This is a genomic window from Geodermatophilus sp. SYSU D00708, from assembly GCF_054050115.1.
The window spans coordinates 194,790-214,687 of sequence record NZ_JBJGYS010000004.1; the positions used below are offsets into that span (position 1 = coordinate 194,790).

The 19,898-nt window shown below is 75.1% G+C and carries 17 protein-coding genes; 10 read left to right on the forward strand and 7 right to left on the reverse strand.

Annotated elements, in window-relative coordinates; genetic code table 11:
* Nucleotides 1-11: 11 nt before the first annotated feature.
* The gene (pntB, locus tag ACI79D_RS05925) at nucleotides 12-1,415 is read right to left on the reverse strand and encodes a Re/Si-specific NAD(P)(+) transhydrogenase subunit beta (protein WP_456917418.1); all 1,404 of its coding nucleotides are present in this window, start codon (nucleotides 1,413-1,415) and stop codon (nucleotides 12-14) included.
* Nucleotides 1,412-2,959, reverse strand: a complete 1,548-nt coding sequence (locus tag ACI79D_RS05930) for a Re/Si-specific NAD(P)(+) transhydrogenase subunit alpha (protein ID WP_456917419.1) — start codon at nucleotides 2,957-2,959, stop codon at nucleotides 1,412-1,414. The genes pntB and ACI79D_RS05930 overlap by 4 nt, the downstream gene beginning before the upstream one ends.
* Nucleotides 2,960-3,301: 342 nt before the next feature.
* Here ACI79D_RS05930 and ACI79D_RS05935 point away from each other — a divergent pair, with 342 nt between their 5' ends.
* The gene (locus tag ACI79D_RS05935; protein WP_456917420.1) at nucleotides 3,302-5,365 is read left to right on the forward strand and encodes a putative bifunctional diguanylate cyclase/phosphodiesterase; all 2,064 of its coding nucleotides are present in this window, start codon (nucleotides 3,302-3,304) and stop codon (nucleotides 5,363-5,365) included.
* A gap of 32 nt (nucleotides 5,366-5,397) precedes the next feature.
* A complete protein-coding gene (locus ACI79D_RS05940) occupies nucleotides 5,398-6,216 on the forward strand; it encodes an HDOD domain-containing protein (protein WP_456917421.1) in 819 nt (272 codons plus the stop codon).
* A gap of 90 nt (nucleotides 6,217-6,306) precedes the next feature.
* Here the strand turns inward: ACI79D_RS05940 and ACI79D_RS05945 are convergent, their stop codons facing one another.
* Both ACI79D_RS05945 and ACI79D_RS05950 read right to left on the reverse strand, forming a co-directional pair.
* A complete protein-coding gene (locus ACI79D_RS05945; protein ID WP_456917422.1) occupies nucleotides 6,307-7,473 on the reverse strand; it encodes an acyl-CoA dehydrogenase family protein in 1,167 nt (388 codons plus the stop codon).
* Between the two features lie 7 nt (nucleotides 7,474-7,480).
* Complete coding sequence (locus ACI79D_RS05950; protein WP_456917423.1) at nucleotides 7,481-8,656, reverse strand: acyl-CoA dehydrogenase family protein; 1,176 nt, start codon at nucleotides 8,654-8,656, stop codon at nucleotides 7,481-7,483.
* A gap of 173 nt (nucleotides 8,657-8,829) precedes the next feature.
* Here ACI79D_RS05950 and ACI79D_RS05955 point away from each other — a divergent pair, with 173 nt between their 5' ends.
* The gene (locus ACI79D_RS05955; protein WP_456917424.1) at nucleotides 8,830-9,183 is read left to right on the forward strand and encodes a TFIIB-type zinc ribbon-containing protein; all 354 of its coding nucleotides are present in this window, start codon (nucleotides 8,830-8,832) and stop codon (nucleotides 9,181-9,183) included.
* A 61-nt stretch (nucleotides 9,184-9,244) separates the two neighbouring features.
* Entirely contained in the window at nucleotides 9,245-10,072 is an 828-nt protein-coding gene (locus ACI79D_RS05960) for a hypothetical protein (RefSeq protein WP_456917425.1), read from the forward strand.
* A gap of 102 nt (nucleotides 10,073-10,174) precedes the next feature.
* On the opposite strand, the gene ACI79D_RS05965 is transcribed toward ACI79D_RS05960, so the two are convergent.
* Together ACI79D_RS05965 and ACI79D_RS05970 are read right to left on the reverse strand one after the other, a co-directional pair.
* Entirely contained in the window at nucleotides 10,175-11,344 is a 1,170-nt protein-coding gene (locus ACI79D_RS05965) for a 4-hydroxybenzoate 3-monooxygenase (protein ID WP_456917426.1), read from the reverse strand.
* 51 nt (nucleotides 11,345-11,395) lie between these two features.
* The gene (locus ACI79D_RS05970) at nucleotides 11,396-12,172 is read right to left on the reverse strand and encodes an IclR family transcriptional regulator (RefSeq protein ID WP_456917427.1); all 777 of its coding nucleotides are present in this window, start codon (nucleotides 12,170-12,172) and stop codon (nucleotides 11,396-11,398) included.
* 69 nt (nucleotides 12,173-12,241) lie between these two features.
* Between ACI79D_RS05970 and pcaH the strand changes: the two genes are divergently transcribed.
* The 5 genes from pcaH to pcaC are packed head-to-tail and all read left to right on the forward strand — an operon-like array spanning nucleotide 12,242 to nucleotide 16,164.
* Entirely contained in the window at nucleotides 12,242-12,988 is a 747-nt protein-coding gene (pcaH, locus tag ACI79D_RS05975; RefSeq protein WP_456917428.1) for a protocatechuate 3,4-dioxygenase subunit beta, read from the forward strand.
* On the forward strand, nucleotides 12,985-13,647 hold the full coding sequence (gene pcaG / locus ACI79D_RS05980) for a protocatechuate 3,4-dioxygenase subunit alpha (RefSeq protein WP_456917429.1): 663 nt from the start codon (nucleotides 12,985-12,987) through the stop codon (nucleotides 13,645-13,647). Before pcaH ends, pcaG begins: the two co-directional genes overlap by 4 nt.
* A gap of 23 nt (nucleotides 13,648-13,670) precedes the next feature.
* On the forward strand, nucleotides 13,671-14,999 hold the full coding sequence (gene pcaB / locus ACI79D_RS05985; RefSeq protein WP_456917430.1) for a 3-carboxy-cis,cis-muconate cycloisomerase: 1,329 nt from the start codon (nucleotides 13,671-13,673) through the stop codon (nucleotides 14,997-14,999).
* Nucleotides 14,996-15,769, forward strand: coding sequence for a 3-oxoadipate enol-lactonase (gene pcaD, locus ACI79D_RS05990; RefSeq protein ID WP_456917431.1), 774 nt, complete (start codon nucleotides 14,996-14,998; stop codon nucleotides 15,767-15,769). Before pcaB ends, pcaD begins: the two co-directional genes overlap by 4 nt.
* A complete protein-coding gene (gene pcaC / locus ACI79D_RS05995; RefSeq protein ID WP_456917432.1) occupies nucleotides 15,766-16,164 on the forward strand; it encodes a 4-carboxymuconolactone decarboxylase in 399 nt (132 codons plus the stop codon). The genes pcaD and pcaC overlap by 4 nt, the downstream gene beginning before the upstream one ends.
* Nucleotides 16,165-16,236: 72 nt before the next feature.
* Here the strand turns inward: pcaC and ACI79D_RS06000 are convergent, their stop codons facing one another.
* Nucleotides 16,237-17,997 (reverse strand): ScyD/ScyE family protein, encoded by a 1,761-nt coding sequence (locus ACI79D_RS06000; RefSeq protein WP_456917433.1) that lies wholly within the window; start codon nucleotides 17,995-17,997, stop codon nucleotides 16,237-16,239.
* Between the two features lie 283 nt (nucleotides 17,998-18,280).
* Between ACI79D_RS06000 and ACI79D_RS06005 the strand changes: the two genes are divergently transcribed.
* Nucleotides 18,281-19,741 (forward strand): benzaldehyde dehydrogenase, encoded by a 1,461-nt coding sequence (locus tag ACI79D_RS06005; RefSeq protein ID WP_456917434.1) that lies wholly within the window; start codon nucleotides 18,281-18,283, stop codon nucleotides 19,739-19,741.
* Nucleotides 19,742-19,898 lie beyond the last annotated feature (157 nt).

Genomic DNA, 19,898 nt, shown 5'->3' on the forward strand with positions numbered 1-19,898 from the left:
ACAGTCCCGGTTCAGAGCGCGCGGAGGATGTCCTCGACCCGCTCCCGGGCGTCCCCGAACAGCATCCGGGTGTTCTCCCGGAAGAACAGCGGGTTCTGCACGCCGGCGTAGCCGGTGTTCATCGACCGCTTGAACACGACGACGTGCTCGGCCTCCCAGACGGCCAGGACCGGCATGCCGGCGATCGGGCTGCCCGGGTCCTCCAGCGCGGCCGGGTTGACCGTGTCGTTGGCCCCGATGACCAGGACGACGGAGGTCTCGGCGAAGTCGTCGTTGATCTCGTCCATCTCCAGGACGATGTCGTAGGGCACCTTGGCCTCGGCCAGCAGCACGTTCATGTGGCCGGGCAGGCGGCCGGCGACCGGGTGGATGCCGAAGCGGACCCGCACGCCCTTGTCGGTCAGCTTCCGGGTGAGCTCGGCGACCGGCCCCTGCGCGTGCGCGACCGCCATGCCGTAGCCGGGGGTGATGACCACCGAGTCGGCGGTGCGCAGCAGCTCGGCGGCGTCCTCGGCGGTGATCTCGGTGTGCTCGCCCTCGACGCCGGCGGCGGTGCTGCCCTCGTTGCCGAAGCCGCCGGCGATGACCGACAGGAACGACCGGTTCATCGCCCGGCACATGATGTATGAGAGGTAGGCGCCCGACGAGCCGACGAGGGCGCCGGTGATGATCAGCAGGTCGTTGTCGAGCAGGAAGCCCGACGCCGCGGCCGCCCAGCCCGAGTAGCTGTTGAGCATCGAGACGACGACCGGCATGTCGCCCCCGCCGATGGAGGCGACCAGGTGCCAGCCCAGCGCAAGGGCCAGGACGGTGACCACGGCGAGGACGCCGAGGCTCGGCGCGACGACGAAGGCGACGGTCAGCCCGGCGAAGGCGACCAGCGCGCCGAGGTTGAGCCAGTTGCGGCCCGGCAGCATGAGCGGGTTGCTCTTGATCCGGGCCGAGAGCTTGAGGAAGGCGACGATCGAGCCGGTGAGGGTGACCGCGCCGATGAAGACGCCGATGACCACCTCGGCGGAGTGGATGCCGAGCAGGTCGGCGGGCACCTCGGTCTGCTCGGCGCCGGCCTGCTCGACCGACAGGTAGCCGTTCCAGCCGACCAGCACCGCGGCCAGGCCGACGAAGCTGTGCAGCATCGCGATCAGCTCGGGCATGCCGGTCATCGCCACCCGGCGGGCCCGCCACAGGCCGATGACCGCGCCGATGACCATCGCGACGGCGATCGCGGCGATCGCGGCGGCCCCCACGCTGCGCGCGGCCAGCCCGATCGTGGCGGCCAGGGCGATCGCCATGCCGGCGATGCCGTAGGCGTTGCCCCGCTGGGCGGTCTCGTGCCGGGACAGCCCGGCCAGGCTGAGCACGAACAGCAGGCCGGCGACGATGTAGGCCGCGGCGGCGGCCGACAGCGCGGTCACGCCCGGCCCCGCGTGAACATGCCGAGCATGCGGCGGGTCACCGCGAAGCCGCCAAAGACGTTGATGCTGGCCACCAGGACCGCCACGAACGCCAGCACGCCGACCAGCGTGCTCGTGTGGCCGATCTGCAGCAGGGCGCCGACCAGGATGATCCCGGAGATGGCGTTGGTGACGCTCATCAGCGGCGTGTGCAGCGCGTGGTGCACGTTCCCGATGACGTAGAACCCGACCACCACCGCCAGCGCGAAGACCGTGAGGTTGCCGATCAGCTGGTTCGGCGAGAACGCCGTGACGAGGAAGAGCGCCACCGCCGACGCGGCGACCAGCACCGGCGCCCGCACGCGGGCGGCGCGGCCCCGCTCGACCGGCGCCGGGGCGGCCGGGGGCGGTGCCGGGGCCGGCGGGGGTGCCGCCGACACCTGCACCGGCGAGGGCGGCCACAGCACCTCGCCGCCCCGCACCACCGTCATCGCCCGCTGGACGACGTCGTCGAGGTCGAGGACCAGCTGCCCGTCCTTGCCCGGGGTCAGCAGCTTGACCAGGTTGACCAGGTTGGTGCCGTACAGCTGGGAGGACTGCCCGGGCAGCCGGCCGGGCAGGTCGGTGTAGCCGATGATCGTGACCCCGTTCGGGGTGACGACGACCTCGTCGGGCACCGAGCCCGCGACGTTGCCGCCCTGCGCGGCGGCCATGTCCACGACCACGCTGCCCGGCCGCATGCTCGCGACCATCTCCTCGGTGATCAGCCGCGGCGCGGGCCGGCCGGGGATGAGGGCGGTGGTGATGACGATGTCGACGTCGCGGACCTGCTCGGCGTACATCTCCGCGGCCCGGCGGTCGTAGTCGGCGGAGGTCACCCCCGCGTACCCGGTGCCGCCGCCCTGCTCCTCGTCGGCCGGCACGCCGACGTACTCGCCGCCCATCGAGGCGATCTGCTCGGCGACCTCCGGCCGGACGTCGGTGGCCCGCACGATCGCGCCCAGGCTGCTCGCCGTGCCGATCGCCGCCAGGCCGGCCACGCCCGCGCCGGCCACCAGCACCTTGGCCGGCGGGACCTTGCCCGCGGCGGTCACCTGCCCGGTGAAGAACCGGCCGAACGCGTGCGCCGCCTCGACCACCGCGCGGTAGCCGGCGATGTTGGCCATCGAGCTGAGCACGTCCAGCGACTGGGCGCGGGAGATGCGGGGGACGGCGTCCACCGCCAGCGCGGTGACCGGCCGGGCGGCGAGCATCGCGACCAGGTCGGGGTCGAGCGCGGGGGTCAGCTGGCTGACCAGCACCGCGCCGTCCCGCAGCAGGCCGAGCTCCACGGTCGTCGGCTTGGCGACGTGGAGGACGACGTCGGCGCCCCACGCCTCGGCCGCCGTCCCCACCAGCCGCGCACCCGCCTCGACGTAGGCCTCGTCGAGGAAGCTCGCCGCGCGCCCGGCGCCGGCCTCCACCACGACCTCGTAGCCGAGCCCGGTCAGCTGGCGCACGGTCGCCGGCGTCGCGGCCACCCGCGTCTCCCCGGGACGGCTCTCCCTCGGCACTCCGATCAGCACGAGCGACTCCTCCTGGCGGGTCGGCCCCGGCGGGGCGTCCGGTGCGAGGTCAGGCCGGGCCGCCGCGGTCGGCGAGCCTCCGGGGACGGCGTGGTGCAGCCGGGCTGATCATGCCGTCCCGGACCCCCGGGTCGCAGCGGATCCGCCGCGGGGCCGGCCGGTGACGGTCCGCAGCCGGGGACGGGCCGGTGGGCTCCCGCGGTCGGCGGACCCCACCCGGGAGGGTGAGCACCCTCCGCCGCCGGCTGGAGCCGCGGCCCCGGGCTGCCGTACTCATCGGTGAGCCGGGACCGCCGGCACGACGAACGGCAGCCGGGCCGGTGCCGGGACGAAGGGGTGAGCGTGTCAGCGACGACCGTGCCTGCCGAGCCGGTGGTGTCGCCGGAGATCGTCTCGTCGATCTTCTACGGCGCGGCCGTGAGCGACAGCCTCGCCCTCCTCGTGGCCGAGCTGGTGGGGGGCACCCCGCGGGTGACCTGGTGCAACGAGGGCGCCACGCAGCTGCTCGGCTACGGCCTGGCCGACCTGCGGTCGCTCCCGGTCGGCGCGCTGGTCCCCACCCTCCGCGGCGGGGAGATCAAGCTCCTGCTGCGCCGGGAGCGGGCCGCCCGCATGAACCTGCCGGTCCGCACCGCCAGCGGGGCGCTGGTCGACGCGGTCGTCGTCTGCACCCCCTCGCCGTCCGGCCGGATGTGGACCCTGCGCCTGGTGCCGGCGTCCAACGAGCAGGAACGCGCGCTGCGCGCCACCGCCGACGCCCACGAGCAGCGCTTCGCCACGCTCACCGAGCGCTCACCCATCCCGACCCTGCTCTCGGAGCAGGGCATGCGCCTCGCGCACGTCAACGACGCCTTCTGCAGCCTGGTCGGGCTGCAGGCCGAGCAGCTCCTGGGCACCGGCTGGATGGCCACCGTGCACCCGGAGGACCTCGACGCGGTGATCGAGCAGGTGGTCGCCGTCCTCGGCGGCGGGGACGGCGAGGCGCAGGCGCGGCTGGTGCGCGAGGACGGCACCGAGCGGACGACGGTCATCCGCTTCGCCCACCTGTTCACCCCCGGCGTGGGCGCGGGGTTCGTCGGCACGATCGAGGACATCACCGACCGGCTGGCCTTCGAGGCGCGGCTGGCGCACCAGGCCAACCACGACCCGCTGACCGGGCTGCCCAACCGGACGCTGCTGGCCGACCACGTGACCGCCCGGTTCACCCCCGGCGGCAGCGGGCTGGCGTGCCTGTTCCTCGACCTGGACAACTTCAAGGTCGTCAACGACTCCCTCGGGCACGCCGCCGGGGACGAGCTGCTGGTGGAGATCGCCGCCCGGCTGCGCTCGACGGTGCGCCCCGGCGACCTGGTGGCGCGCTTCGGCGGCGACGAGTTCGTCGTCGTCTGCGAGGACGTGGGGGAGGACGAGGCGGTCGCGCTGGCCGAGCGGATCGGTGCCGTGCTGGCCGAGCCGGTGCGGCTGGGCGGGGTCGACGTCCGCCCGCACGCGAGCGTGGGCGTCACCGTGCAGACCGCCGAGCACGTCGCCGCGGAGGAGCTGATCCGCGACTGCGACATCGCCATGTACCAGGCCAAGGCCGGCGGCAAGGGCCGGATCACCGTGCTGGACCAGCAGGCCCGCGCCGAGGCCCGCGACAAGCTGCGGCTGGTCGCCGACCTGCGCGAGGCGATCGAGCGCCGCGAGATCACCCTGCTCTACCAGCCGATCTTCGACGCCGTCGACGGCACCCCGGTCGCGGTGGAGTCGCTGGCCCGCTGGGACCACCCCACGCGGGGCCCGATCAGCCCGGCGACGTTCGTGGCCCTGGCCGAGGAGAGCGGCCTGATCGGCGGGCTGGGCCTGCTGGTCCTCGACGAGACCTGCCGGCAGCTGGCCGACTGGGACCGGCTGCTGGGCGCCTGCGCGCCGCAGCGGGCCAACGTCAACGTCTCGGCGCTGCAGCTGGACGGCAACCTGCACGGCCACGTGGTCGCCGCCCTCGAGCGGCACGGGCTGCCGCCGTCCCGGCTGTCGGTCGAGATCACCGAGTCGGCGCTCATGAAGGACCCCGCCTCGGCCCGCGACGTGCTCGCCCAGCTGCGCGACCTCGGCGTCCAGCTGGCCATCGACGACTTCGGCACCGGCTACTCGTCGCTGGCCTACCTGCGGCACCTGCCGGTGGACTGCCTCAAGGTGGACCGGTCGTTCGTCGCCGAGCTCGCGCACGGCCACACCGAGATCGCCTCGGCGGTCATCGCGCTGGCCAAGAACCTGGACCTCACCACCGTCGCCGAGGGCGTGGAGACCGAGGAGCAGGCCGCGGAGCTGGCCCGCCTCGGGGCCGGCTTCCTGCAGGGCTTCAGCCTCGCCGCGCCGATGACCGGCCACCGGACCGCCGCGTGGTTCGCCGCGCACGCCCGGTGACCCCCGCCCGCCTCGACCTCCCGGGAGCCGACGTGCCCGCCACCCTGGCCGCCGCACCGACCTTCGACCTGGAGTCGGTGCTCGCCAGCATCGACACCATGGCCGCGCAGAAGCCGGTCGCCGCGCAGGTCGTGTCGGTGGCCAACTCCGACGACACGAGCGCGAAGGCGCTGGCGGAGATCCTCGCCGCCGACGTCGCCCTGGCCGGCCGGGTGATGAAGCTGGCCAACTCCGCCTACTTCGGGATGCGCGGGCGGGTGACCTCGCTGCAGTTCGCCGTCACCGTCGTCGGCTTCACGACCGTGCGGACCATGGCCACCGTCGCCCTGACCGACCTCGACGACGAGTCGCGGCTGCCCGACGACTTCTGGCTGCGCAGCACCAGCGTCGCCCTGGCCGCCTCCACGCTTGCCCCCCGGTTCGGCGAGCGGCCGCAGGACACCCTCTGCCTGGGCCTGCTCGCGCCGCTGGGGATCGCCCTGCTGCACCACAACGACCCCGAGGGCTACGCGGAGCTGTCCGCCGCCGAGACCACCACCGCCGGCCGCCGCGCCGCGGAGGTGCACCGGTACGGCATCCACGCCTTCCGGCTGACCGCGGTGGCGCTGGACCAGTGGGGCTTCCCGCCGAGCATGGTCGCCCCGCTCACCGCCGTCGACGACCCGGCCGCCGCGGAGGGCGCCCTGCTGCGCGCCGCGCTGGAGATCGCCTCGCGGGTGACCACCGAGGGCTACCGCCCGGTGCCGGTGGAGCAGCTCACCGGCGGCCTGCTGCGGGAGGACGCCGTCGCCGCGGTGGCCGACAAGGTCGCTGCCGAGGCCGAGGAGCTCCGCCTGGCGATGCTCGGCTGAGCCTCTGGGGCAGAAATGGCCATTTCCGCCCCAGGGGCCGGACGACAGCGGCCGGCGCCCCGGGTGGGGACGCCGGCCGCACGGCCGTGCTCAGCCCCTGTAGGGCGCGCCGAGCGGGTCGACCGTCTCGTACTCCGTGACGCCGGAGGCGAGCCGGGCCAGGGCCCAGTCGCCGTCGCCGAGCAGGTGGTCGATCGCGGTCAGCCGGCTGGTGTAGTGGCCGACCTTGTACTCCGCGGTCACGCCGATGCCGCCGTGCAGCTGGACGGCCTCCTTGCCGATGTGCCGGCCGGCGCGGCTGGTCTGCAGCCGCACGCGGTCGGCGGCGGTGACGACGTCCCCGCCGGCGTCGGCCACCATCGCCGCCCACAGCGCGGTGCTGCGGGCCAGCTCCAGGGAGACGTACATGTCCGCGGCCCGGAAGGTCAGCGCCTGGAACTTGTTCAGCGTGACGCCGAACTGCTTGCGGGTCTTGAGGTACTCGGCGGTGGTCCGCAGGGCGGTGTCCATCGCGCCGACCGCCTCGTGGGCGTAGGCGATCCGGGCCAGCGCGAGCGCCTGCTCGACCTCCGCCGTCCGGTCGCCGGCTCCCTCGCCGAGGAGCTCGGCGGGGGTGCCGTCGAACGCCAGGTGCGCCGCCCGGCCGCCGTCGTGGGTGCGGTACCCGGTGCGGGTCAGGCCCTCGGCGTCGCCACGGACGAGGAACAGCGCCGTGCCGCCCTCCACCACCGCGCTGACCACCAGGACGTCGGCCCGCGCGCCGTGCGGGACCGGCTCCTTGACGCCGGTCAGCCGCCAGCCGCCGCCGTCCCCGCTGCCGGGTGACGGGGCCGCGGTGACCGCCGACGCCGCCGGGCTCCACCGGGTGCCCGGCTCGGCGAGAGCCGCGGCGGCCACGGTCGTGCCCTCGGCGATGCCGGCGAGCACCTCGCTGCGCTGCGCGTCGGTGCCGACGGCGGCGACCAGCCCACCGGCCAGCACCACCGTCTCGACGAACGGCTCCGGTGCGAGGACCCGGCCGATCTCCTCGGCGACGATCGCCACCTCGATCGGCCCGGCGCCCATGCCGCCGTGCTCCTCGGCGAAGGGCAGCCCCAGCAGGCCCATCTCCGCCATCCGCGACCAGGTCTTCTCGTCGTAGCCGGGCTCGCCGGCCACGACCTTGCGACGGGCCTCGCTGTCGCCGTAGGCGCGATCCAGCAGGCCGCGCACGGCCTCGCGCAGGTCGTTCTGCTCGCTGTCGAAGGTGAAGTCCACGGTTACCTCACAGCCCCAGGATCGTGCCGGCGATGATGGTGCGCTGCACCTCGTTGGAGCCTCCGTAGATGGAGACCTTGCGGTTGTTCAGGTACTCCGGGGTCGCCACGCGGGCCCAGTCGGGGACGTCGGAGCCGCCGTCGGCGAAGGAGGCCACCGACAGCGGCCCGGCGATGTCGACGACCAGCTCGGTGGCGGCCTGCTGCAGCTCCGAGCCGCGGAGCTTGAGCACGGACGACGCCGGGTGCGGCCGGCCGTCGGAGGAGTGCGCGACCACGCGCAGCGCGGTGAGCTCCAGCGCGAGCAGGTCGTTCTCCAGCTCGGCGATCCGGCCGGCCATCCGCGGGTCCTCGGTCAGCGGACGGCCGTCGACGGTGACCTCCCGCGCGTACTCCTTGGCCTGGGCCAGCAGCCGCTTGGTGGCGCCGACGCGGGCGATGCCCACGCGCTCGTTGCCGAGGAGGAACTTGGCGTAGTCCCAGCCGCGGTTCTCCTCGCCGATGAGGTTCTCCGCCGGGACGCGGACGTCCTCGAAGAAGACCTCGTTGACCTCGAAGCTGCCGTCGACCAGCTCGATCGGGCGCAGGGTGACGCCGGGGGAGTCCATCGGGAAGACCAGCATCGAGATGCCGCGCTGCTTCTTCTCGGCGGTCGGGTCGGTGCGGACCAGGCAGAAGATCCAGTCGGCGTGCTGTCCCAGCGTCGTCCACGTCTTCTGGCCGTTGACGACCCAGTCGTCGCCGTCGCGGACGGCGGTGGTGCGCAGGCTGGCCAGGTCGGAGCCGGCGTCGGGCTCGGAGAAGCCCTGGCACCACCAGATGTCGAGGTTCGCCGTCGCCGGCAGGAACCGCTCCTTCTGCTCCTGGTTGCCGAAGGCGGCGATGACCGGGCCGATCATGCTGGCGTTGAAGGCCAGCGGCTCGGGCACACAGGCCAGCTGCATCTCCTCGCGCCAGATGTGCCGCTGCAGCGGGGTCCAGTCCTTGCCGCCCCACTCGACCGGCCAGTGCGGCACGGCCAGCCCGGCGCGGTTGAGGATCCGCTGGGTCCGGACGTAGTCGTCCTTGCCGAGGTGCCGGCGGGCGGCGACGGTGTCGCGGATCTCCTGGGGGATCTCGGTGGTGAAGAACGTCCGCATCTCCTCCCGGAACGCCTCCAGCTCCGGGGACAGCTGCAACCGCATCGGGCCTCTCTCCTGACGTCGGCCGCCTTCATGCCGTCGCCGTCTCGCAGGTTGGGACCCCGACCATCCCACACGTGCTACCGGCCGGTAGCTCTCGGGGCGCGGCCGGCTCGGCGCGTGTCGGCCCGGGTCACGGCGGGGAACGCGGGTGGTCCACCGCCCGTTGCCGGGCCATGGAACTGACCTGCCCGAAGTGCCACGGCGCGATGCGCACCTACGAGCGCAACGGCGTGCACGTCGACCAGTGCTCGGACTGCCGCGGCATCTTCCTCGACCGGGGTGAGCTCGAGCGGCTCGTCGACGCGGAGAACGCCTGGCACGGCCGGGCGTCGTCCGGGCACACCACCACCGCCGGGCACGCCGCACCGACCGGGACGCCATCGGGCTCCGGCGGCTACGGAGCCGGCGCCGGCGGGCTGGGGGCGGTCGTCGGCGAGGTGCTCAACCAGGTGCAGGGGAAGAAGCACTCCTCGTCCGGGCACGGGTCCAAGCGCAAGCAGTCCTTCCTGGACGGCCTGTTCGGCTGACGTCCCTGCCCGGTGCGCCCGGCACGTGCACGGCGGCGCCCGCGGGGGGACGCTCGGAGGCGTGTTCGACGTGGACTGGATGGGCCAGCTGACCCGGGAGGTGCTGCGCGAGCGGGTGCCCGCGCTGATCGCCGAGACCTGCGCGTGGAGCGTCGGGATCTCCGACCGGCCGCACCACGAGCGGCGTCGGGGCCGGCTGGTCGAGACCGGCGGCACCAACGGTGACCGGCTCGCCCGCGGGCAGGCGCTCAGTGGGGAGGAGGCCGGCCGGCTGGAGCTCGGCGACGCCCGCCCGGGCAGCTTCCGCGACGCACTGAACGCGGTCGACGCCGAGGGCGTGGTCTACGCCGACCGCTTCGACAGCGAGGTCGTCGAGCCGTTCGTGCTGGCCACCTGCGTGCTGGCCGCCGAGCGGGCGCGGGCCACCCGCCGGGCGGACTGGGCCGAGCTGCTCGACGACCTCGGCGAGGACGGCCGCGACCTGGTCGCCGTGGTCCGCGCCGGGGGCTGGGAGGCGCCGCTGCGGACCGAGGCCGAGCTCGCCGTGCTGGCGGCGCTGGCCGACGTCCCGCTGCTGGAGGTGGAGGCCGAGGGTCTGCCGCTGTCGCTGGTCCGCGCCGCCGAGGCGCTGACCCGGGAGGCCGCGCCGGCCCAGCCACCGGCGCGCGCGGAGGACCCGGCCGCCTCGGGTGCGGTCTTCCTCGCGCGGGCGGCGCTGGCGCAGGCGGGGCTGGCCGGCCCGGTGCCGCCGGGGGAGGCCGACCGGGTGCTCGCCGCGCTGGTCGCCGAGGGGCTCGAGCCCGACGAGCTGCCCGCCGTCCTGCCGCACCTGCCGCTCGCGCCGGGCACCGCGGACGCCGTCCTCACCCTGCTCGACGCCGGCCGCTGACCCGCGGCGTCTGCGTGCCGGGGCGAGGCACAGGAGGCGGTGCGTACGTGGGCACGTCCCACGACGGGTGCGGAGCCTCCTGCGCCTGAGGCGCTCCCGCGGTCAGAGTTCGAGCGGCAGGCCGGTGTAGTTCTCCGCGAGCTCGCGGGCGGCGGGCTCGGACGCGGCGATCCGGCGCAGCTGCGACAGCTGCAGCTCGGCGTCGAAGTCGTCCCCGGAGCGGTGCAGCATCGACGTCATGAACCAGGAGAAGTGCGTGCACCGCCAGACGCGGGCCAGCGCCCGGTCGGAGTAGCTGTCGACCAGGTCGCTCTGCTTCTCCTGCAGCAGCCGCACCAGCGCCGAGGCCAGCAGGGTCACGTCGGCGACGGCGAGGTTGAGGCCCTTGGCGCCGGTCGGCGGCACGATGTGCGCGGCGTCCCCGGCGAGGAACAGCCGGCCGCGGCGCATCGGGGCGCTGACGAACGAGCGCATCGGCAGGACCGACTTCTCGGTGATCGTCCCGGTGTTGATCTCCCAGCCCTCGTGCGCGAACCGGGTCGCGAGGTTCTCCCAGATCCGGTCGTCGGACCAGTCCTCGATCTTCTCGCTCGGGTCGACCTGCAGGTACAGCCGCGACACCTTCGGCGAGCGCATCGAGTACAGCGCGAAGCCCTCGGGGTGCCAGGCGTAGATGAGCTCGTCGGTCGCCGGGGCGGCGTCGGCCAGGATGCCCAGCCACGCGTAGGGGTAGGTACGCTCCCACACCTGCCCGCCGGCGGCCTGCACGACCGGGCGGGAGGCGCCGTGGAAGCCGTCGGTGCCGGCGATGACGTCGCACTCGAGCACCTGCTCGGCGCCGTCGGCGTCGGTGAACCGGATCCGGGGGCTGTCGGTGTCGACGTCCTCGGGCCGGACGTCGGAGACCTCGAACAGCAGCGGCGGGCCGCCGTCGAGCTGGGCCTTGATGAGGTCCTTGGTGACCTCGGTCTGCCCGTACACCCACACCGTGCGCCCGCACAGCTCCGGGAAGTCCAGCTTGTGCCGGGTGCCCGGGTACTGCAGGTAGATGCCGCGGTGCTCCAGGCCCTCGCGCTGCAGCCGGTCGCCGACCCCGGCCGCGGTCAACGTGTCGACGGTGTGCTGCTCGAGGATGCCCGCGCGGATGCGGGCCTCCACGTACTCCCGCGAGCGGTTCTCCAGCACCACGGAGTCGATGCCCTGCAGGTGCAGCAGCCGCGACAGGAGCAGGCCGGCCGGGCCGGCGCCGATGATCCCCACCTGAGTACGCACGGCAGCGAGTGTGACCGGCGGTACGCCGATCCGGGAACTGCGCGCTCCCGCTCAGCGGAAGTGGGCGGCCCGCGACAGCTCGCGGCCGATGCCCCGCGCGGCCACCTCCAGCACGGGGACCAGCCGGGTGAGGTCCCGCCGGTGGCTGGGTGCGACGACGCCGAGCGCGGCCACGGCCACCGGCGTCCCGGCCCGCTCGGCGTGCACCGGGACGGCGACGGAGAGGGTGCCCAGCGACATCTCCTCCGCGGTGCGCGAGTACCCGCGGCGGCGGACCTCGGCGAGCTCGCGGCGCAGGCGGGCGGGGTCGATGACGGTGTGCCGGGTCTCCCGGTTCAGCGAGCGCAGGACGCCCTCTACCACGTCGTCCGGCGCCGCGGCCAGCAGCACCTTGCCGACCCCGGTGGCGTGCAGCGGCAGCCGGCTGCCGACCTGGCTGACCACCGGCACCGACTCCCGGCCGGAGATGCGCTCGACGTAGAGCGCGCTGCGCCCCTCGCGGACAGCGAGGTGGACGGTGTCGCGGGTGGCGGTGTGCACGTCGAGGAGGAAGGGGGCGGCCACCTGCCGCAGCTCCAGTTGCACCGGCGCCAGCAGGCCGAGGTCCCACAGCTTGCGGCCGATCTCGTAGCGGCCGTCGGCCCGCCGCACCAGCGCACCCCAGTCGGTCAGCTCACCCAGCAGCCGGTGCGCCGTCGACAGCGGCGTCCCGGACCGCTCGGCGATCTCCGACAGCGACAGCCGCGGCGTGCTGCTGCTGAACGCGTCGAGCACCGCCAGAGCCCGCGACGTGACCGAGCGCCCGGGCCTGGAACCTCCACCGGCCACGTCTCCTGCTTTCTGCTGGCCGGAAGTCCCGGCTTGGGCAGCCTAGCCCGCCGGCCGTACCTTCCCTGCATGACCGGGACCACATCCGAGAGCCGGCTGCACCTGCCGCGCTACCTGCGCGAGGACGCCACGGTGCGCACGCCCGTGGGCTTCCCCGACTACCGGAGCACCGCGCTCCGCGCCCCCCTGCGGACGCCGATCGACCTGCCGCACCGGCTGACCGAGGTCACCGGCCCGGTGCTGGGCGAGGACCGCGTCCTGGCGCAGGACGCCGACCTGACCTACCGCAACGGCGGCGAGGCGGTGGGCCAGCGGATCCTCGTCTACGGGCGGGTGCTCGACAGCGACGGCCGGCCGGTGCCGGACGCGCTGGTCGAGGTGTGGCAGGCCAACGCGGCCGGCCGCTACCGGCACGTCGTCGACAACTGGCCCGCGCCGCTGGACCCGCACTTCGACGGGCTCGGGCGGGTGATCACCGACAGCCTGGGCCGGTACGAGTTCCTGACGATCAAGCCCGGCGCCTACCCGTGGGGCAACCACCACAACGCCTGGCGTCCGGCGCACATCCACTTCTCGCTGTTCGGCCGGGCCTTCACCCAGCGGCTGGTCACCCAGATGTACTTCCCCGGGGACCCGCTGTTCGAGCAGGACCCGATCTACAACGCCATCCCGGCCGCGGCGCGCCACCGGGCGATCAGCCGGTACGACCTCGAGCGGACCCAGGACAACTGGGCGCTGGCCTTCGAGTGGGACATCGTGCTGCGCGGCACGGAGCAGACCCCGTTCGAGACCGACGACGACGGAGATGTCGCGTGACCCGGATCGTGAACCCCCTGGACGTCCCGCCGGACCCCACCACGCCGTTCCAGCCGCGCTCGGGGCAGCGCGGCACCGGCTTCCTCACCGGCCCGCTGCGGCTGGGCACCACGCCGAGCGCGACCGTCGGGCCCTACCTGGCGATCGGGCTCACCTGGCCGGACGGCGCGTGGGCTGCCGCCGAGGGCACCGAGGGCGGCATCTGGATCCGCGGGCGGGTCTTCGACGGCGCCGGTGACCTCGTCCCCGACGCCATGATCGAGACCTGGCAGGCCGACCCGCGCGGCGGGCTCCCGTCGCCCGAGGACCCCCGCGGGGCGTCGTCCTACCCGGGCTTCCGCGGCTACGCCCGCGTGCAGACGATCCACCCGCCCGGCGAGTTCGCGCTCCACACGCTCAAGCCGGGCCGGCTGCCCGACGGCGAGGGCGGGCTGCAGGCGCCGCACATCGACGTCAACGTCTTCGCCCGCGGCCTGCTCGACCGGGTGGTCACCCGCATCTACTTCGAGGACGAGGCCGAGGCCAACGCCGAGGACGCCGTGCTGAAGTCGGTGCCCGAGGACCGGCGGGGGACCCTGATCGCCCGGCGGACCGAGGACGGGTACTCCTTCGACGTGCACCTGCAGGGCGACGCGGAGACGGTCTTCTTCGCGGTGTGAGCGGCCACGGTAGGAAGGACGCCGTGACAGCTCTGTTCGCCGGCACGTTCGCCCGCGGCGCGGCGGCGGCCGCCGTCTCCGACGACGCCTGGTTCCGGGCGATGCTCGACGTCGAGGCGGCGCTGGCCCGCGCCGCGGCGCGCGCCGGCCTGGTCCCGACGACGGCCGCCGACGCGGTCACCGCCGCCTGCGCCGACCCCTCCCGGCTGGACCTGGCCACCGTCGTGGCCAAGGCGGCCGACGCCGGCAACCCGGTGCCGCCGTTGGTACGGGCGGTGCAGGACGCCGTGGGCGAGCGGGACGCGGTCGCCGTCCACGTGGGCGGCACCAGCCAGGACGTGCTCGACACCGCCCTGGTGCTGCTCGCCCGCGACGCGATCGCCGCGATCGACGCCGACCTGGCGGCGGCCGCGGAGACCGCCGCGGGGCTGGCGCGCACGCACCGGGACGACGTGGTCATGGGCCGCACCCTCATGCAGCAGGGCCTGCCCACCACGTTCGGCCTGAAGGCGGCCGGCTGGCTGGCCGGGCTCGACGGTGCCCGGTTGCGACTGGCCGAGGTGGTCGCCTCGCTACCGGTGCAGTACGGCGGCGCGGTCGGCACGCTGGCGGCCAGCGACGGGGCCGGGGTGGCGGTGCGCGCCGCGCTCGCCGAGGAACTGGGGCTGGCCACCACCGCCGTCGCGTGGCACACCGTGCGGCTGCCGATCGCCGACCTCGCCGGGGCCCTCGGCGCGGCCGCCGGCGCGGTGGCCACGGTCGCCGTCGACGTCGTCCTGCTCGCCCAGTCCGAGGTCGCCGAGGTGGCCGAGGTGGGGGAGGGGCGCGGCGGCTCGTCGGCCATGCCGCACAAGCGCAACCCGGTGGCGGCGATCTCCGCGCGGGCCTGCGCCCGCCGCGCGCCGGGCCTGGTCGCCACGCTGTTCGCGGCCATGGAGCAGGAGCACGAGCGGGCCGCCGGCGCCTGGCACAGCGAGTGGCCGTCGCTGACCGAGCTGCTCACCACGGTCGGGTCGGCCGCGGCCTGGCTCGCCGAGAGCCTGCGCGGCCTGCGCCCTGACGTCGCGCGCATGGCGGCGACCGTCGCCGCGGCCAACGAGGGGCCGCTGGCCGGGGCGCTCGCCGAGGCCCTGACCGACAGCATGGGCAAGGGGCCGGCCCACGACGCCGCGGCCGCCGCCGTCCGGGAGGCCCGCGACGCCGGCCGCCCGCTCGCCGAGGTGGTCGCCGCCCGCACCGACGTCGACCCGCAGGCCGTCCTGGCCGCCGCGGCGCCGGACGTCGGGGAGGCCGGAGCCCAGGTGGACGCCGCCCTGGCCGAGCACGCCGAGTTGACCGAAGGGGAACAGTGACAGCCGTCGAGGTCTCGTACACCGAGGAGGGCCCGCGCGACGCGCCGGTCGTCGTCCTCTCCAACTCCCTGGGCGCCACCCGCGCCATGTGGGACCCGCAGGTGCCGGCGCTGGCCGAGCGGTTCCGCGTGGTCACCTACGACACCCGCGGGCACGGCAGCTCGCCGGCGCCGCAGGGGCCCTACACCCTCGACGACCTGGTGGACGACGTCGTCGCGCTGCTCGACCGGCTCGCGGTGCCGCGGGCGCACGTGGCCGGGCTGTCGCTGGGCGGCATGACCGCGATGCGGCTGGCCGCGCGCGAGCCCGGCCGGGTGGGGCGGATCGCGGCGCTGTGCACCTCGGCGAAGACCGAGCCGCAGGGGTTCCTCGACCGGGCGGCCGCCGCCCGGTCCGGCGGCACCGCCCCGCTGGCGTCGGCCGTGGTCAGTCGCTGGCTGACGCCGCCGTTCGCCGCCCGGAACCCCGACCTGGTCGCCCGGCTCGAGGCGATGGTGGCCGGGGCCGACGACGAGGGTTACGCCTCCTGCGCCGAGGTCGTCGCGCACCTCGACCTGCGCGACGACCTCGGCCGCATCACCGCCCCGACGCTGGTGGTGTCCGGCGCCGACGACCCCGCGCTGCCGCCGGACCACCAGCAGGCCATCGCGGCCGGGATCGCGGGCGCCGTACTGGTGTCGGTCAGCCCCGGCGCCCACCTGGCCAATCTGGAGTCGCCGCTGGAGGTCACCGGCGCGCTGCTCGCCCACTTCGACGGAGACGCCCGATGAGCGACCTGCCCAGCACCGACGACGCCCGCCGCGAGGCGGGGATGGCGACCCGCCGGCAGGTCCTCGGCGACGAGTGGGTCGACCGCGCGGTGGCGAACACGACGCCGTTCACCGCCGACTTCCAGGACTTCATCACCCGCGTGGCCTGGGGCGACATCTGGCAGCGGCCCGGCCTGGCCCGGCGGGACCGCAGCCTGATGACCCTGTCGATCACCATCGCCCTGCGGCACTGGGACGAGTTCGCCCTGCACGTGCGCGCGGCCAAGAACAACGGGCTGACCGACGAGGAGATCGCCGAGGTCATCCAGCACTCCGCGGTCTACGCCGGCGTGCCCGCGGCCAACCACGCGTTCAAGGTCGCCGGGCCGATCCTCGCGGAGCTGCGCGGCGACTGACCCGGGACGTGACCGTGCGGTGCCGCGGCGGGGGCACACCGCGGCACCGCACGGTCGGTCCGGCGGACGACGTCAGGGTGCGACGTCGCCCGAGCCCTGGTCGGGGGTGTCGTCGTCGGTGACCACCGTGTCGTCGGGGACGGTGACGTCACCGCTGCCCTGGTCGAGGGTGCCGTCGTCGTCGGGGAGCGCGGTGCCGTCGTCGGCCGGGACGGTGGCGGCGTCGTCCGCGGGGACGGTGGTGCCGTCGTCGGCCGGTGCGGTGGCCTCGGTGTCCACCACCGGCAGCAGCTGCTCGTCGGCGTCCTCGGGGAAGAAGAACCGCCACAGCTGGCCGCCCTCGGCGTCCTCGGTCGCCGGGTCGTCGGCGTCGCCGGGGGAGAGGCTGTAGGCCGCGACGTAGACCGCGCCGTTGCCGCCGAGTGCCAGGCCGGCCGGGAACGGGACGTCGGCCTCGACGTAGGTCGCCTCGTCGGAGTCCTCGGTCTCGAACCGGACGACCGAGCCGGTGCCGCCGCCGGCCGGACCCTCGCTGCCGAAGACCTGGGAGACGAACACGTGCTCGCCGTTGGGGGAGACGGCGATGCCGTTGATGGCGGTGAACCCGCCCCAGCGGCCGGTCTCCTCGCCGTCGGCGTCGAGGCGCACGACCTCGGCGCCGCCCGGGGCCAGACCGCCGCCGACGCCGCCGACGTAGACGTTGCCGTCCGGGTCCTGGGTGATCGCGCTGGGCACGAACTGCGGCTCGCCCTCCTCGGAGGGGAAGGCGGCGAAGACGCTCACCTCGTAGTCGGGCAGCTCGTCGTCGCGCAGGGCGTCGAAGTCGGCGGTCACCTTCCACACGGCGTTGGCGCCCGCGTCGGCGACCAGCGCGTACTCGTCGCTGTCGCCGTCGTCGTCGTCGCTGTCGTCGCCGCGGCCGCCGTCGTCGCCGTCGTCGTCGCTGCCCTCGTCGCTGCCCTCGGGGTCGACGAAGAGGACCGCGTTCGGGTTGCTGTCGGCGATGCCGTTGCCGTCGGGGTCCTGGTCGGCCTCGGCCTGGCCCAGGTCCACCCACGGCCGGACCTCGCCGTCGGAACTGACCAGCAGGTGCTCCTGCGTGGCCGCCGCCGGGTCGTCGGTCTCCGCGGCCAGCGCGTCGGGGGTGAGCTCGCCCTCGGCGATCAGCAGGACGTCGTCGCGGTCGGTCGCGGCCACGCCGGCCGGACCGACCGACCCCTCGGGGCTCTCCACCGAGTAGAGGCCCTCGACGACCGCCTCGGCCTGGCCCTCCTCGACCCGGCCGGGCCGCTCGACCCCGGCGATGCCGCCGGTCGGGCCCTCGCAGACCTCGACGGCGGCCGCGGCGGCGTCGTCGGCGGTCACGGTGTCGTCGGCGGTCACGGTGTCGTCCACGGTCACGGTGGTGTCGGGCGGGGTCGTGCCGTCCGTGGCGGTGTCCGTCGTGTCCGGAGCGACCGGGGTGTCGCCGGGGCCCTGGTCGGCCGTGCCGTCGTCGCCGGGCGTCGCGGTGTCGTCGGCGACCGTCGTGTCGGGGGTCGTCGTGTCAGGAGCGGTCGTGTCGGGAGCGGTGGGGTCGGTCGCCGGGGTGTCTGCGGCCGGCGCCTCGGCGGGCGGTGCCTCGGCCGCGGTCGGGGCGCAGTCCTCCCCGCCCTGACCGCTCTCCGCGATCAGCAGGGTGCGGTCCGACCAGGAGAGCTGGCGGGGGTTGTCCAGGTCGCCGACGACGACCACGTGGTCGACCGGGTCGCTGCCCGGTGGAGCTGCGGCGGCCGCGGTGGCGCTGCCCAGGAGGAGGGCGAACGAGCCGGCGGCGATGATGGTCCTGCGCATGGGGGTCTCCGCTCGCGGGGATCGGCGGTGTTCAGGTGGACCTCGGCCTCGACGGCCGGGGCGGGCGGCCGTGGCGGCCGCGACGGAGCCCGAAGCTAGTTCCGCGTTCACCCGATCCGGTGCCCCCAACCGTGGGGACGGAGGGGTCCGTCCCTGGGGGAGTGGCGGCGCGCCAGGCACGGTCGGTCAGCGGAGTGCCACGGAGGGCCCCCCGAGCCGCCGGGTTACCCGTGCGTAACCTCGGAGCCGGGCCGCGCAGGGCGGCCGGGACGGGAGATGTGGCATGGCACTGCTGGACGACGGCGCGTGGCAGGGGAAGGTCTGGACCGGGTCCTGGACCGACGGCTCGGGTGGCACCTACGACGCCGTGGAGCCGGCGACCGGGGACGTGATCGGCACGGTGGGCCGGGCCACCCCGGAGGACGTGCACACCGCGGCGGTCCGGGCGGTGGCGGCCCAGCGGGCGTGGGCCGCGGCGCCGTTCGAGGAGCGGGCCCGGGTGCTGCGCCGCGCCGGCGAGCTCCTCGAGGCCAACGCCGAGGAGATCAAGGGGTGGCTGGCCCGGGAGTCCGGCGCCATCCAGCCCTTCGGTGACTTCCAGGTGCACACCAGCGCCGCGGAGTGCTACGAGGCCGCGGCCCTGCCGTCGCACCCGTACGGCGAGCTGCTGCGCACCGGCGCCCCGCGGCTGTCCTTCGCCCGCCGGGTGCCGGCCGGGGTGGTCGGTGTGATCGCGCCGTTCAACGTGCCGACCATCCTCGCCATCCGGGCGATCGCGCCGGCGCTGGCGCTGGGCAACGCGGTCGTCCTCAAGCCCGACCCGCGGACGGCGATCTGCGGCGGTGCGGTGTTCGCGCGGGTCTTCGAGGAGGCCGGCCTGCCGGAGGGCGTCTTCCAGGTGCTGCCCGGTGGTGCCGACGTCGGCGAGGCGCTGGTCGTCGAGCCCGCGGTGCGGGTCATCGCCTTCACCGGCTCCACGAAGGCCGGCCGCGCTGTCGGGGCGCTGGCGGGACAGCACCTCAAGCGGGCGCACCTGGAGCTGGGCGGCAACTCCGCGCTGATCGTCCTGCCCGACGTCGACGTCACGGCGGCGGCGAGCGTCGGCGCGTGGGGCACGTTCTCCCACTCCGGGCAGATCTGCATGGCGACGTCCCGGCACCTGGTGCACGAGTCGATCGCCGAGGAGTACACGGCGGTCCTCACCGAGAAGGTCGAGAAGCTGCCGGTCGGCGACCCGTTCCGCGAGCAGGTGGCGCTGGGCCCGCTGATCGACGCCACCCAGCGCGACCGCGTGCACGGCCTGGTCACCGCGTCGGTGGACGGCGGGGCCACGGTCCGCACCGGAGGGACCTTCGAGGGGCTGTACTACCGGCCGACCGTGCTCGGCGACGTCCCGGTCGACGCCGCGGCCTACCGGGAGGAGATCTTCGGCCCCGTCGCCCCGGTGACCGCGTTCTCGTCGCTGGACGAGGTCGCCGAGCTCGCCGCGGGCACCGAGTACGGCCTGTCGCTGGGCATCCTCACCCGTGACGTGTACGCCGGCCTCCAGCTGGCCGAGCGGATCCCCTCGGGCCTGGTGCACATCAACGACCAGACGGTCAACGACGAGGCGGTCGCCCCGTTCGGCGGCGTCGGGGCGTCGGGCACGGGGTCCCGGCACGGCGGTCCGCAGGCCAACATCGAGGCCTTCACCGAGACGCAGTGGGTCACCCTCCGCGGCGACCTGCCCGTCTACCCGTTCTGAGAGAGGACCCTGTCCTCCCCACCCTTCGCAGGCTCAGGGCGGGACCCTGGACAAGGCCGGAGGGGGGGGGGGGGGGGGGGGGGGGGGGGGGGGGGGGGGGGGGGGGGGGGGGGGGGGGGGGGGGGGGGGGGGGGGGGGGGGGGGGGGGGGGGGGGGG